General features: G+C 68.0%; 13 protein-coding genes and 2 pseudogenes. 8 read left to right on the top strand and 7 right to left on the bottom strand.

From position 1 onward, the window contains the following. Window positions 1–212: putative PEP-binding protein (locus I73_RS17170; RefSeq protein ID WP_026096872.1), on the top strand; the 212-nt coding region annotated here is incomplete at its 5' end. A gap of 97 nt (window positions 213–309) precedes the next feature. On the opposite strand, the pseudogene I73_RS28630 reads toward I73_RS17170, so the two are convergent. Together I73_RS28630 and I73_RS17160 are read right to left on the bottom strand one after the other, a co-directional pair. Further along, window positions 310–918, bottom strand: a pseudogene (locus tag I73_RS28630) (homoserine dehydrogenase); the annotation flags it as partial. 56 nt (window positions 919–974) lie between these two features. Beyond that, entirely contained in the window at window positions 975–2,201 is a 1,227-nt protein-coding gene (locus I73_RS17160) for a pyridoxal phosphate-dependent aminotransferase (protein WP_022981740.1), read from the bottom strand. A 100-nt stretch (window positions 2,202–2,301) separates the two neighbouring features. Here I73_RS17160 and I73_RS17155 point away from each other — a divergent pair, with 100 nt between their 5' ends. The 5 genes from I73_RS17155 to moaA all read left to right on the top strand — a co-directional run bounded on the left by I73_RS17155 (window position 2,302) and on the right by moaA (window position 7,197). Continuing rightward, window positions 2,302–2,670: an Mth938-like domain-containing protein gene (locus I73_RS17155; protein WP_026096871.1), complete on the top strand. Its 369-nt coding sequence runs from the start codon at window positions 2,302–2,304 to the stop codon at window positions 2,668–2,670. Window positions 2,671–2,853: 183 nt separating this feature from the next. After that, entirely contained in the window at window positions 2,854–3,330 is a 477-nt protein-coding gene (locus I73_RS17150; RefSeq protein WP_022981739.1) for a peroxiredoxin, read from the top strand. A gap of 148 nt (window positions 3,331–3,478) precedes the next feature. Further along, entirely contained in the window at window positions 3,479–5,149 is a 1,671-nt protein-coding gene (locus I73_RS17145) for a PhoH family protein (protein WP_022981738.1), read from the top strand. Between the two features lie 270 nt (window positions 5,150–5,419). Next, window positions 5,420–5,995: a C40 family peptidase gene (locus tag I73_RS31005; protein ID WP_374701962.1), complete on the top strand. Its 576-nt coding sequence runs from the start codon at window positions 5,420–5,422 to the stop codon at window positions 5,993–5,995. Window positions 5,996–6,045: 50 nt separating this feature from the next. Continuing rightward, the gene (gene moaA, locus I73_RS17135; RefSeq protein ID WP_022981736.1) at window positions 6,046–7,197 is read left to right on the top strand and encodes a GTP 3',8-cyclase MoaA; all 1,152 of its coding nucleotides are present in this window, start codon (window positions 6,046–6,048) and stop codon (window positions 7,195–7,197) included. 13 nt (window positions 7,198–7,210) lie between these two features. Here the strand turns inward: moaA and rnhA are convergent, their stop codons facing one another. After that, on the bottom strand, window positions 7,211–7,651 hold the full coding sequence (gene rnhA / locus I73_RS17130; RefSeq protein WP_022981735.1) for a ribonuclease HI: 441 nt from the start codon (window positions 7,649–7,651) through the stop codon (window positions 7,211–7,213). Beyond that, window positions 7,648–8,496: a class I SAM-dependent methyltransferase gene (locus tag I73_RS28620; RefSeq protein ID WP_051049253.1), complete on the bottom strand. Its 849-nt coding sequence runs from the start codon at window positions 8,494–8,496 to the stop codon at window positions 7,648–7,650. The genes rnhA and I73_RS28620 overlap by 4 nt, the downstream gene beginning before the upstream one ends. Here I73_RS28620 and gloB point away from each other — a divergent pair. Continuing rightward, complete coding sequence (gloB, locus tag I73_RS17120; RefSeq protein ID WP_022981733.1) at window positions 8,495–9,268, top strand: hydroxyacylglutathione hydrolase; 774 nt, start codon at window positions 8,495–8,497, stop codon at window positions 9,266–9,268. The two genes, I73_RS28620 and gloB, sit on opposite strands and share 2 nt — an antisense overlap. Beyond that, the gene (locus I73_RS28615) at window positions 9,265–10,998 is read left to right on the top strand and encodes a transglycosylase SLT domain-containing protein (protein WP_022981732.1); all 1,734 of its coding nucleotides are present in this window, start codon (window positions 9,265–9,267) and stop codon (window positions 10,996–10,998) included. Before gloB ends, I73_RS28615 begins: the two co-directional genes overlap by 4 nt. A gap of 32 nt (window positions 10,999–11,030) precedes the next feature. On the opposite strand, the gene recR is transcribed toward I73_RS28615, so the two are convergent. The 3 genes and pseudogenes from recR to I73_RS17100 all read right to left on the bottom strand — a co-directional run. After that, complete coding sequence (gene recR / locus I73_RS17110; RefSeq protein WP_022981731.1) at window positions 11,031–11,618, bottom strand: recombination mediator RecR; 588 nt, start codon at window positions 11,616–11,618, stop codon at window positions 11,031–11,033. Between the two features lie 10 nt (window positions 11,619–11,628). After that, window positions 11,629–11,955 (bottom strand): YbaB/EbfC family nucleoid-associated protein, encoded by a 327-nt coding sequence (locus I73_RS17105; protein WP_022981730.1) that lies wholly within the window; start codon window positions 11,953–11,955, stop codon window positions 11,629–11,631. 30 nt (window positions 11,956–11,985) lie between these two features. Beyond that, a pseudogene (locus I73_RS17100) lies at window positions 11,986–13,186 on the bottom strand (DNA polymerase III subunit gamma/tau); the annotation flags it as partial.

The following is a 13,186-nucleotide window of genomic DNA, read 5'->3' as shown; positions in this document are numbered from 1 at the left end:
ATTTCGATGAGCGCGATCCTGCGGTGAAGGCGCTGATCTCGCGCGCCATCGCGGCCTGCCGCGCCACAGGCAAGTACATCGGCATCTGCGGCCAGGGCCCCAGCGACCATCCCGACTTCGCCCAGTGGCTGGCGGCCGAGGGCATCGTCTCGATCTCTCTGAACCCCGACTCGGTGGTGGAGACCTGGACGCTGCTGGCCAAGGGCAGCTGAGAGCGACGCCCCCGGGGCGCCTGAGGCCCTGGAGGTCGACCTTGCAGGCCGGGTTTGCCCGGCCTGTTTCATTTGTGCCATAATCGCCGGCTCACCCTGCGGCGTCCACGCCTTCGATGTCGAAGGTCGGGTCGGCCTCGGCATAGCCCAGGCGCTGGGCCTCCTTCAGCACCACGCTGAAGTCCAGGCCCTTCTCGCGCATCTCGGAGAGGATGAAGTTGGTGGTGCCGTTGATGATGCCGGCGATCCACTCGATGCGGTTGGCGGTCAGGCCTTCGCGCAGCGCCTTGATGATGGGAATGCCACCGGCCACCGCGGCCTCGAAGGCCACGGTGACACCCTTGGCGCGCGCGGCGGCGAAGATCTCGCTGCCATGCACGGCCAGCAGCGCCTTGTTGGCGGTGACGACATGCTTGCCCGCGGCGATGGCTTCCAGCACCAGGGCCTTGGCCACGCCATAGCCGCCGATCAGCTCGACGACGATGTCGATGTCGGGGTTGGCGATCACCTCACGGGCATCGCCCACCACGCGAACGCCCTCGCCCACGATCGAGCGGGCACGCTCGACATCCAGATCGGCCACCATGGTGATCTCGATGCCCCGGCCGGCGCGACGCCGAATTTCCTCTTGGTTGCGCTGCAGCACGTGGAAGGTGCCGGAACCGACGGTGCCGATGCCGAGAAGGCCGACCTGGATGGGTTTCATGGGGATGCTCAGTCTTGAGAAGGCTGGGGAAAGAGAGATTGTCCGTGGACGAAGGCTCAGCTGCTGTGACGCTTGCGGTAACCGTCCAGGAAGCGGGCGATGCGGCCGATGGCCTCGGTCAGGTCATCGGTGTTGGGCAGGAAGACGACCCGGAAGTGGTCGTGCTCGGGCCAGTTGAAGCCGGTGCCCTGCACGATCAGCACCTTCTCCTGGGCCAGCAGGTCGTAGGCGAACTGCTGATCGTCGGCAATCGGGTACATCTTCGGGTCCAGCCGCGGGAACATGTAGAGCGCGGCCTTGGGCTTGACCACGCTGACGCCCGGGATCTGGGTCAGCAGGTCGTAGGCCAGATCGCGCTGACGGGCCAGCCGGCCACCGGGGGCCACCAGGTCCTTGATGCTCTGATAGCCGCCCAGCGCGGTCTGGATGGCCAACTGCCCCGGCGTGTTGGCGCACAGGCGCATCGAGGCCAGCATGTTCAGGCCCTCGATGTAGTCCTTGGCGCGCTTCTTGTCGCCCGACACCACCATCCAGCCCGAGCGGTAGCCGCAGGAACGGTAGTTCTTGGACAGGCCGTTGAAGGTCAGGAACACCACGTCCTCGGCCAGCGAGGCGATGCTGGTGTGCGTGACGCCGTCGTACAGGGTCTTGTCGTAGATCTCGTCGGCGAAGACGATCAGCCCATGCTGACGCGCCAGCTCGACGATGCCGCGCAGCACCTCGTCCGGGTAAAGCGCGCCGGTCGGGTTGTTCGGGTTGATGATGACCAGCGCCTTGGTGTGGGGCGTGATCTTGGCGCGCATGTCGTCCAGATCGGGCAGCCAGCCGCTGCCCTCGTCGCAGCGGTAATGCACCGGCGTGCCACCGGACAGCGACACCACGGCGGTGTAGAGCGGGTAGTCGGGCGAAGGAATCAGCACCTCGTCGCCCGCGTCCAGCAGGGCGTTCATGCTGAAGGCGATCAGCTCGGAGGCACCGTTACCCAGGTAGACATCGTCCACCGTGACGCCCTTGATGCCTTTTTCCTGGCAGTAGTGCACCACCGCCTTGCGCGGCGCGAACAGGCCCTTGCTGTCGGTGTAGCCGGCGGCCTCGGGCAGGTTGCGGATCATGTCCTGGATGATCTCGTCAGGCGGCATCAGGCCGAACGCGGCGACGTTGCCGATGTTCAGCTTGATGATCTTCTGACCCTCATCCTCCATCTGGCGGGCCTTGTCCAGCACAGGCCCCCGGATGTCATAACCCACGTTTTCAAGCTTGCTGGACTTGGCAATCGGTTTCAAACCGCAATCTCCTGCAATGGCCCTGAGCCCACATGCCCACAGGTCGGGGAAACTTATAATTAAAACATAGGCCGCAGGCCTTTATCGCGCAGGAGCATTCGTGAAATTCCAACCCGACTCGCTGGACGGCGTCAACGCCATTGCTCGCATCGAGCCTGGCCGGGTGTGGGTGCGGCAGTCCTCGTACGAACACAGCGTGCTTGTGCCCTGGCAAGGTGCCGTGCAGGCCTGGAACGCATCTCTGCCGACCGACCTGACAGCCGAGCACTTCGCCCCCCTGGTGGCACTGGCTCCCGAACTGGTCATCTTCGGCAGCGGCACCAGACACACCTTCGTGTCGCCCACGCTTTACCGCGCCCTGATCGAGCACCGCATCGGCATCGAGACGATGGACACCGCCGCGGCCTGCCGCACCTACAACGTGCTGGTCAGCGAAGGCCGCAAGGTGGTGGCAGCACTGCTGATCTGACTGGTCGGCCAGGAACGCAGGGCCGGAAGACCGCCTGCGCCTGAAGCGCAAGCGTCTTGCTGCACCGCAGGAACACCCTTCGGAACAATTGCCGGATCTGGGGGGATTGGTCGGGAAGCCGGGCGGTTCAACTTATAATGCCCAGCTGAGCCTTTTCCAGGCCCCAGCCGAACACCCATTCTCATGACGCCAGCCCTCAACAAACCCCTTCCGGACATTGAAGCGCAAGCGACGGGTGGTGTGAAGTTCACACCCCAATCGTTTCATGGTCAAACTGTGGTGCTGTACTTCTACCCGAAGGACAACACGCCCGGTTGCACCACCGAGGCGATGCAGTTCCGGGATCACCACGAGGAATTCGTGAAGGCGGGTGCGGTGGTCTTCGGCGTGTCCCGCGACAACATGGCCTCGCACGACAAGTTCAAGCAGAACCTGGGTCTGCCTTTCGAACTGATCGCCGACACCGAAGAGAAGCTCTGCCACATGTTCGGCGTGGTCAAGAACAAGATCATGTACGGCAAGAAGGTCAAGGGCATCGAGCGCTCCACCTTCCTGATCGATGCCGGCGGCGTGCTGCGCGCCGAATGGCGTGGCATCAAGGTGGCCGGCCATGTCGACGAGGTCCTGAAAGCCGTCCAGGAACTGAAAGTGGCCGCCTGACACACCCGACCTGACACGCTGCGCGACTTGTGCATAATGGGTTCATGCCCGAGCAATTTCCGTCGCGCATCCCCCAAAAAGCCGCACAGTCGTCTGTGCGGCTTTTTTGTTTCTGAATCTTCTCGTTTCAGCCCAGGTTCCGACGTCCATGCCCCTGCCCAAGCCTCCTGCCACCCGCGCCGCGATCCTGCCGACCACCGCCTACGACACCCAGGCGGCCCCCAAGACCCGCCGAGCTTCCGCCAAAGCGGCCCCCGCCCAAGCTGAGGAGCCCCACCCCGCGCTGGAACTGCGCTCCGACACAGCGGACCTGCCAGCCGCGCGCCAGAGCGGCGGCCTGCCCGTCAAGGCCCCCAGCCGCGCCAAGCCCCCCGCCCCTGCGGCGGCCACACCTGCGCCGCAAGCCAAGGCCCGCAAGCCGCGCAGCACCGGCCCGGCCAAGCTCTTCGTGCTCGACACCAATGTGTTGATGCACGACCCGATGTCGATCTTCCGCTTCGACGAGCACGACATCTACCTGCCCATGATCACCCTCGAGGAGCTCGACGGGCACAAGAAGGGCATGAGCGAGGTGGCGCGCAATGTCCGTCAGGTCAGCCGCGAACTGGACGCCCTGGCGGCCGAAGGCGGCCCGGACAGCCAGGAAGGCGTGCCGTTGGCCAAGACTGGCCACAAGGAAGCCGGCGGCAAGCTGTTCTTCCAGACCACCTTCCTCGACGTCTCGCTGCCTGCCGGTCTGCCCCAGGGCAAGGCCGACAACCAGATCCTGGGGGTCGTCCAGTCGCTGCGCGAACGGCACCCCAAGCGCGAGGTCGTGCTGGTGTCCAAGGACATCAACATGCGGGTCAAGGCCCGCGCACTGGGCCTGGCCGCCGAAGACTACTTCAACGACAAGACGCTGGAAGACGGCGACCTGCTCTACACCGGCGTGCTGCAGCTGCCCGCCGACTTCTGGGAGCGCCATGGCAAGACCATGGAAAGCTGGAGCCAGGCCGGCCACACCTACTACCGCATCACCGGCCCGCTGGTGCCGGCGCTGATGGTCAACCAGTTCGTCTACCTGGAAGCCCCGGGCGAAGCCCCGCTGTACGCCCGCGTGACCGAGATCACCGGCAAGACCGCGGTGCTCAAGACCCTGCGCGACTACGCCAGCAGCAAGAACGCCGTCTGGGGCGTCACCGCACGCAACCGGGAGCAGAACTTCGCCCTGAACCTGCTGATGGATCCCGAGGTGGATTTCATCACCCTGACCGGCACGGCCGGCACCGGCAAGACGCTGATGACCCTGGCGGCCGCCCTGTCCCAGGTGATGGAGGACCGCCGCTACAGCGAGGTCATCGTCACCCGCGTGACCGTGCCCGTGGGCGAGGACATCGGCTTCCTGCCTGGCAACGAGGAAGAGAAGATGGGCCCCTGGATGGGCGCCCTGGATGACAACCTGGAAGTGCTGGCCCGCAGCGACTCGAGCGCCGGCGAATGGGGCCGCGCCGCCACCAACGACCTGGTGCGCAGCAAGATAAAGATCAAGAGCCTGAACTTCATGCGCGGTCGCACCTTCATGAACAAGTTCGTGCTGATCGACGAGGCCCAGAACCTCACGCCCAAGCAGATGAAGACCCTGATCACCCGCGCGGGGCCCGGCACCAAGATCGTCTGCCTGGGCAACCTGGCCCAGATCGACACGCCCTACCTGACCGAGGGCAGCTCGGGCCTGACCTATGTGGTGGACCGCTTCAAGGGCTGGCCCCATTCCGGCCACGTGACCCTGGCCCGCGGCGAGCGTTCACGGCTGGCGGATTTCGCCTCCGACGTCCTCTGATCACCCCTGCCCCCCGAAAGGCCGCGCCGTCCGCGCGGCCTTTGTTTTCAGTTTGTTGCCTTGCCCGGGCACAAGTACCTGTCCGGATTGGCTTTTCGAGCTTTTGAAGGCTTGACACCCCTCTGGCTTGTCGCCTATCCTCGACCGGTGCATCACCGTATGAAGAAACACCTGACTGCGCCTGCCGTATCCCTTCACCAAAAGGCACTGCACAAGGCTCGTCGCTGGGTTCACCGATCCACCTTCCTGTCCGCGCTGGCCCTGGCTGGCGTGGCCTCCCACGCCGCCCCGGATGCGGGTGGCGCAGGTGACCCGGTGATGCGGCTGCTGGAACAGCGCGGCCTGCTGCCCGTCAACAGCACCCCATCGACCGCGACCCTGCCGGGCACGGACAGCCCCGACAAGTCCCTGCTGGGCCAGGTTCGCAGCACGGCGTCCGACTTGGTCGTCTCCGCGATGAACTTCATCGGCGTGCGCTACCGCCGCGGCGGCAACGACGCCAGCGAGGGCTTCGACTGCTCGGGCTTCACCCGGCATGTGTTCGAGAACAGCATCGGTCTGGTGCTGCCCCGTCGCGCCGAGGAACAAGCCAAGGCCCCGGGCCTGCTGAAGATCAATGCCTCGGACCTGCGCCCGGGCGATCTGGTGTTCTTCAACACCCTGCGCGCCACCTTCTCGCACGTCGGCATCTACATCGGTGACGGCAAGTTCATCCATGCGCCCCGCACCGGCAGCGAGGTGCGCATCGAAGACATGCGGGAATCCTACTGGGTCAAGCGCTTCACCGGCGCCCGCCGCGTGCCCCAGATCAACGGCAACGAGCTGAACAACAACCCGGCGCCCTGAAGGGGCTCCGCGGCGCCTCGTGGCGCCCCCTGCCGGACAATAGGCGCGTCATGAAACGCAAGGTCATCCTGCTGCGCGACGCGTCCTCATTGCCGACCGCCGAACACGCCTCCCTCGTCCCGCAGCTCCCCGGCTCCGACGAATTTCCCGCGGATCTGTTTGCCACGCCCCTGCTGGACACCCGGGGGCGCCCCTTGCGCGACCTGCGCATCTCGGTCACCGATCGCTGCAACTTCCGCTGCAGCTACTGCATGCCCAAGGAGGTCTTCGATGACCAACACCACTTCCTGCCGCATGCCTCGCTGCTGAGCTTCGAGGAGATCACGCGCACCGCCGCCGTGTTCGTCCGGCTGGGGGTGCGCAAGCTGCGCCTGACCGGCGGCGAACCCCTGCTGCGCCGTCAGGTCGAACAGCTCATTGACCAGCTCTCCGCCCTGCGCACGCCCGAAGGTGCCCCGGTGGACATTGCCCTGACGACCAATGGCTCCATCCTGGCCCGCAAGGCCCAGGCCTTGCGGGCCGCTGGGCTGCGACGTGTCACGGTGAGTCTGGATGCGCTGGATGACGCCATCTTCCAGCGCATGAACGATGTCGGCTTCCCGGTGACCGAGGTGCTGGCCGGCATCGACGCCGCGCTGGCCGCCGGCCTGGCGCCGGTGAAGCTCAACATGGTGGTCAAGCGCGGCACCAACGACCACGAGATCGTGCCAATGGCGCGCTACATGCGCGATCGCTATGGCGATCAGGTGCGTCTGCGCTTCATCGAGTTCATGGACGTGGGCGCCACCAACGGCTGGCGCATGGACGAGGTCGTGCCCTCGGCCGAGGTGCGCGCGCGCCTGCAAGCCCATTGGCCACTGCAGCCACTGCAGGACGGGCCGGCCGGCGAAACCGCCCAGCGCTGGCGCTATGCCGATGGACGCGGCGAGGTGGGCTTCATCTCCAGTGTCACCCATGCCTTCTGCGGCGACTGCAATCGCATGCGCCTGTCCACCGAGGGCCGCCTGTTCACCTGCCTGTTCGGCAGCCAGGGGCACGACCTGCGCGACCTGATCCGCGGGGGCGCGGCAGATGACGCGCTGGCGCGCCGCATCCGCCACATCTGGCGCACGCGCGACGACCGCTACTCCGAGCTCCGCGGCACACAGCAGGCGCCGTCCGCGGCGACCCCGCGGGTCGAGATGCACTACATCGGCGGCTGAGCCGCCGAGCGCCTCAGCGTCGGCCCACTGAATCGACGCCCCGGTTGGCCAGGGCATCCGCCCGCTCGTTGCCCGGGTCACCGGCATGGCCCTTGACCCAGTGCCAGGCCACGTCGTGCTGCACCACCAAGCTGTCGAGCTGCTGCCACAGCTCCACATTCTTGACGGGCTTGTTGTCGGCCGTGCGCCAGCCGCGCCGCTTCCAGCCGTGAATCCAGCTTGTGATGCCGTTGCGCACGTATTCGCTGTCGGTGTAGATGGCCACCGTGCAGCGCCGCTTGAGCAGCGTCAGCGCCTGAATGACCGCCGTCAGCTCCATGCGGTTGTTGGTGGTCTGGGGCTCGCCACCCCAGAGCTCCTTCTCATGCTCACCCCAGCGCATCCAGGCCCCCCAGCCGCCCGGGCCCGGGTTGCCCTTGCAGGCGCCATCGGTGTAGATCGTGACCTCGCTCATGTGTCTTCCGTGTGTGTTCGCGTCGACGGCCCGCCGGACGGTGCCTCATGGCTGCGGGAGGGCGGCCAGCGCCCGATGACCGAGGCCGGCGTGGCCGCGGCCCCCGCAGCGCGTGGACTGCGGCTCAGTCCCACCAGGCGCATGCCGCGCACCCGCTTGACCGCCACGATGAAATAGGCCGCGCCCAGCACGGGCCACCAATGGCCTCCCAGCCGCTCCATCCACGCGTAGCGGTCCAGCCAGCGCTGCGTCGAAAGGGGCGGACGATAACAGCCCATGCGCCCCACCTCCAACTCGAAGTTCAGCAGGCGCAGCCAGTCTCGCAACCGCCAATAGCCGATCCACTCCTCACCCGCGGGCAGAAAGCAGGGTTGCGGCCGCCACAGCCCCGCCCAGCGGGCCAGTCGGCCGCCGCGCTGGCGCAGCCCCCACAAGCTCACCGGGTTCAGCCCGGCGATCACCACCCGCCCCTCGGGTCGAAGCACGCGCTCCACCTCGGCCAGGCTGCGGTGGGGATCGGCGGCACGCTCCAGCGTGTGCGGCAGCACGACCAAGTCCAGGCTCTGGTCGGCAAATGGCAGGTACTCCGGCTCGCAGCAGAGTGCGTGGCCGGTGCCGGCCTCGACATCCTCCGCGCCAAAGGCCCCGCAGGCCAGCCAGCGGTTGGGCATGCGATTGGCCCGCAGCCCCTGCAACTGGGGCAAGCCCATCTGCAGGGCATGGAAGCCGAACAGGTCCACCACGGCCTCGTCCAGCTGAGCCTGCTCCCATGCCAGCAGGTACTGCCCGGGGGGAGTCTCCAGCCAGGGGGCCAACCCTATAATCGGGGCTTCACCTGTCGTCATGGATCTCGTCGCACTTCCCGCCTTTGCCGACAACTACATCTGGATGCTGCACGATGGCCGCGAGGCCCTCGTGGTCGATCCGGGTGATGCCGCGCCCGTACGCCAGGCCCTCGAGGCCCGCGACTTGACGCTGACCGGCATTCTAGTGACCCACCACCATGCCGATCATGTGGGCGGACTGCAGGACCTGCTGCCCCTGCTGCGCGGCCCGGTGTGGGGGCCTGCAGGCGAGGCCATGCCCGTCGACGTGACGCCCTGCTCGGGCGGTCAATCGCTGCAGTGGAAGCACCTCGGCTTCGAGGTGCTCGACGTGCCGGGTCACACCGCGGGCCATGTGGCCTACTTCCTGCCTGGCACGCCCGCCGAAGCGCCGCTGCTCTTCTGCGGCGACACCCTGTTCTCCGCCGGATGCGGGCGCCTCTTCGAAGGCACGCCCGCGCAGATGGCGGACTCGCTGGCCCGCATCGCCGCCCTGCCGGGCGCCACACGGGTCTGCTGCGCCCACGAGTACACGCTGAGCAACCTCAAGTTCGCCTTGCAGGTCGAGCCGGACAATGGGGAACTTCAGCGCTTCGCCAGACACTGTCAGTCGCTGCGCGAGCAGGGCCTGCCCACCCTGCCCGGAACCCTCTCGGTGGAGCGGGAGATCAATCCCTTCCTCCGCTGCTCGCAGCCCGGGGTCATCGCGAGCGCGCGCTCGCAGGACCCTTCCGTCCACGACGAGATTTCCGTCTTTGCCGCCTTGCGCGGCTGGAAGAACACCTACCGATGAGACAAGCCCTCAGCTTCGTGGCCGTGCTGGCCGCCCTTCTATCCGGATGCGCGACAACGACCTCGAACCCCGAGAGCAACACCCCATCGGCCAGCCTGAGCGGCAGCGCCGGGATGCCGCCGCCGCTGGCTGACCTCAGCCCGGCGCAGGCCCCCGACCGCAAGGGCGCCCCGCTGGCGGCGCTGGCGAGCGGCCAGGCGGCCTCCGCCCCGGTGCCGGTGGACCCGCTGAATGCCGACCAACCCGTCGACACCCAGTCGGCCGCCGCCCAAGAGGACCTCTGGGTGCGCATCCGGGCCGGCTTCGGCATGCCCGACCTGGACAACGACCTGGTTCACAAGCAGGAACAGTTCTACGCCAGCAAGCCGGACTACATCCAGCGCATGGTGGACCGCGGCAGCCGTTACCTCTACCACGTCGTCTCGGAGATCCAGAAGCGCCACATGCCCACCGAGCTGGCGCTGCTGCCCTTTGTCGAAAGCGCGTTCAACCCGCACGCCGTCTCCACCGCCCAGGCCTCGGGCATGTGGCAGTTCGTGCCGGCCACCGGCAAGACCTTCGCGCTCAAGCAGAACGTGTTCCGCGACGACCGGCGCGATGTGCTCGCATCGACCCGGGCCGCGCTGGATTACCTGCAAAAGCTCTACGGCATGTTCAACGACTGGCAACTCGCCTTGGCCGCCTACAACTGGGGTGAAGGCAGCGTGCAGAAGGCCATCAAGCGCAACGAGGCGGCCGGTCTGCCCACCGACTACGACAGCCTGCGCATGCCGGTGGAGACCCGCAACTACGTGCCCAAGCTGCAGGCCATCAAGAACATCGTGGCCCACCCCGAGCAGTTCGCCGTGGCCCTGCCGCCGCTGCAGAACCACCCCTACTTCCTGAGCGTGCCGCTGGACCGCGACATCGACGTGGACCTGGCCGCCAAGCTGGCCGGCGTATCGATGGAGGAGTTCCGCCAGCTCAACCCGCAGGTCAACAAGCCGGTGATGCTGGCGGCCGGCACCGACCAGGTGCTGTTGCCCTATGACGCCGCCGCCAAGTTCGTCTCGAACATCCAGCAGTACCAGGGCCAACTGGCGAGCTGGACCGCCTGGGTCGCCCCCCGCACCCTGCGCCCGGCCGATGCCGCCAAGATGGTGGGCATGGACGAGGACGACCTGCGCCGCGTCAACCGCATCCCGGCCAAGATGCTGGTCAAGTCAGGCTCCACGCTGCTGGTGCCGCGCTCGGCCAACCGCATGGCCGATGTGTCGGCCGAGGTGGCTGACAGCGGCATGATTGCGCTGGCCCCCGATGTGCCCCCGCTGCGCAAGGTCTGGTTCAAGGCCGGCCGCAAGGGCGAATCGGTGGCGGACGTGGCCCGCCGCTACAAGGTCAGCGCCAGCCAGGTGGCGCAATGGAACAAGACCTCGGCGTCCGGCCGCTTCAAGTCGGGCAGCAGCTATGTGGTCTACCTGCCGACCAAGGCCGCTGCGGTGGCCGTGGCCCGTGCGGACGACGATCGCGAGGAAGCCGGCCGTGGCAAGTCGCCGGCCAGCGCCTCCCGCAAGAGCGGCGCACAAACCCATGCGCGCGCCACCAAGGTGGTGGCCGATGCCACCCCCGCCAAGAAGGACAGCAGGAACTCGTCGCGCAAGACCCGCGCCGTGGAGACCCGTTCGAGCAAGACGGCCAGCGCCGCCGGCAAGCCCTCGGCCAAGTCGAGCGTTCGCGTCGCCCAGCGCTGATCCCGCAGGGGCCCAGTAGAGGCCGCCGCCCTTCAGCGGCGGTCGTTCAAGGCGTGGGCGATCGTGGAGAGATCCACGTACTCCAGCTCGCTGCCCGCGGGCACGCCACGGGCCAGCCGGGTCACCTTCAGGCCCCGGCTCTTCAGGCCCTGGGCCAGCACATGGGCGGTGGCCTCGCCCTCGGCCGTGAAGCTGGTGGCCAGGATCACCTCCTCCACCACGCCATCCAGCGCGCGCTGCACCAGGCCCTGGCTGCCCAGATCGGACAAGGCCACGCCATCGAGCGGGCTCATGCGCCCCATCAGCACGTAATAAAGGCCGTGGTAGCTGCCGGTGCGCTCCAGCGCGGCCTGGTCGGCCGGTGTCTCCACCACGCACAGCTGCCGCGCATCCCGCGCGTCATCGCTGCACACCGGGCAAAGCTCGCCCTCGGTGAAGGTGTAGCAGCGGGCACAGTGGTGCACCGCCGTCAGGGCACCGTCGAGCGCCCGAGCCAGCTCGGCCGCCGCCTGACGGTCGTGCTGCAGCAGATGAAAAGCCATGCGCTGGGCCGACTTCACACCCACGCCCGGCAGGCGGTGCAGGGCGTCGATCAGGGTCTCGAGGGCGGTCTGGGACACACTGGTCCGGTCAGAACGGCATCTTCATGCCCGGGGGCAGCGGCAGGCCGGCGGTCAGCTTGCTCATCTTTTCCTGGCTGGTCTGCTCGGCACGGCGCACCGCGTCGTTGAAGGCGGCGGCCACCAGGTCCTCCAGCATGTCCTTGTCGTCGGCCAGCAGGCTGGGGTCGATGGTCACGCGCTTGACGTCGTTCTTGCAGGTCATCAGGACCTTGACCAGTCCAGCGCCGGACTGACCTTCCACCTCGATCAGCGCCAGCTCTTCCTGGGCCTTCTTGAGGTTGTCCTGCATGGCCTGGGCCTGCTTCATCAGGCCGGCGAGTTGACCCTTCATCATGGGGAGCTTCCTTTCGAGAACGTGTTCAGATCAGACCGGCTTGATCGAGCCGGGAACGATGCGCGCCGTGCTGAACTGCGCCAGCAGCGACTGCACCAGAGGATCGGATTGGATCACTTCTTCGGCCTCGCGCTGGCGCCGGGCCAGTCGCTCGGTCTCGCGCAGGGCCGGTGAATCCTGGGCCACCCCGGCCACGGCCTGCAGACGGATGGGCTGTGCCGCCCAGGCCTGCAAGGCCTTCTGCAGCTTGTCCACCAGGGGCGGCGCACGCAGCGGCTCGCGCTCCACACGCAACTGCCACTGCTCGCCCTGCCCGTCGGCAGCCGGCGCGATGGCCACCAGCTCGGACTGCAGGGCCAATTCACGCACCAGGGCCACCAGGCTGCCCGTGGCCTGCATGCCGGCCACGGCCTCGGCCCAGCGGTCGCCCAGCGGCGTGCGCGCCACCTCGGGCAGCGTGCGGCGCGCCGGCACGGCAGGGGCCGGCGCGGCCATCTCCTCATCGGGCCAGGGCGCGGCGTCCTGGGGATCGTCCGGAATCCCGAGCGAGGCAGGCTCGGGTTCAGGATCGGCGCTGCGGGGGCTGCGGGCCGCGGGCCGGGCCACCACCTCACCTTCGAACGGTGCCTCGTCCATCCAGGGCGGCGGCTCGTCGGCGGCCACCGGCGGCTGCGGTCGTGCGGACGCGGCCCGCACGGAGGCCGATGCCTGGGGAGGCGTGGCGGGCGTCACCGGCACACGCGGGGCCGGCACGGGCACAGCAGCGGCCACCGGGGCCGGCGCGGGGCGGACCGCCTCCGGCGCCATTGGCGCGGGCACAGTTGGCGCCACCGGCGCGGGCACGGCAGGCGCCACGGTGGGGCTGGGCGCGGCCGCTGCGGCGCGTGCGGCGGCGGCATCCCCTCGGAGGGCCGTCACCGGCACGGCCACGGAGGCGGCGGCCGCCGGGGCCACCAGCGGCGCGCTGGAGCGACTCGGCGGCGTCGCGCCGCGTGCCGCGCCGCCCTCGGTCGAAGGGAAGGCCAGAAAGCGCAGCAGCACCATGGCCAGGCCGGCGTATTCATCCGGCGCCAGCGGCAGCTCGGCCCGGCCGTGCACCGCCATGCTGTAGAGCAGCTGGGTCTCGTCGGGGGCCAGGGCCGGGGCCAGGCGGCGCCCCGCCTCGGTGTCGGGATCGGTCTCGTCCAGGGCGCCCGGCACGGCCTGTTCCACGGCCATCTGCTGCAGCAGC

It is taken from the genome of Ideonella sp. B508-1 (assembly GCF_000333615.1).
In the GTDB taxonomy this organism is placed as follows: Bacteria; Pseudomonadota; Gammaproteobacteria; order Burkholderiales; family Burkholderiaceae_C; genus Ideonella.
The sequence above is the reverse complement of the archived record's forward strand: the minus strand, read 5'-3'. Positions and strand labels throughout refer to the sequence as shown.

What these genes read in the sequence shown, in the direction of transcription:
- I73_RS17150 (WP_022981739.1), top strand. Translation starts at nt 2,854, where the DNA reads ATGACGCCAGCCCTCAACAAACCCCTTCCGGACATTGAAGCGCAAGCG.
- I73_RS17145 (WP_022981738.1), top strand. Translation starts at nt 3,479, where the DNA reads ATGCCCCTGCCCAAGCCTCCTGCCACCCGCGCCGCGATCCTGCCGACC.
- moaA (WP_022981736.1), top strand. Translation starts at nt 6,046, where the DNA reads ATGAAACGCAAGGTCATCCTGCTGCGCGACGCGTCCTCATTGCCGACC.
- rnhA (WP_022981735.1), bottom strand. Translation starts at nt 7,651, where the DNA reads ATGAGCGAGGTCACGATCTACACCGATGGCGCCTGCAAGGGCAACCCG.
- gloB (WP_022981733.1), top strand. Translation starts at nt 8,495, where the DNA reads ATGGATCTCGTCGCACTTCCCGCCTTTGCCGACAACTACATCTGGATG.
- I73_RS28620 (WP_051049253.1), bottom strand. Translation starts at nt 8,496, where the DNA reads ATGACGACAGGTGAAGCCCCGATTATAGGGTTGGCCCCCTGGCTGGAG.
- I73_RS28615 (WP_022981732.1), top strand. Translation starts at nt 9,265, where the DNA reads ATGAGACAAGCCCTCAGCTTCGTGGCCGTGCTGGCCGCCCTTCTATCC.
- I73_RS17105 (WP_022981730.1), bottom strand. Translation starts at nt 11,955, where the DNA reads ATGATGAAGGGTCAACTCGCCGGCCTGATGAAGCAGGCCCAGGCCATG.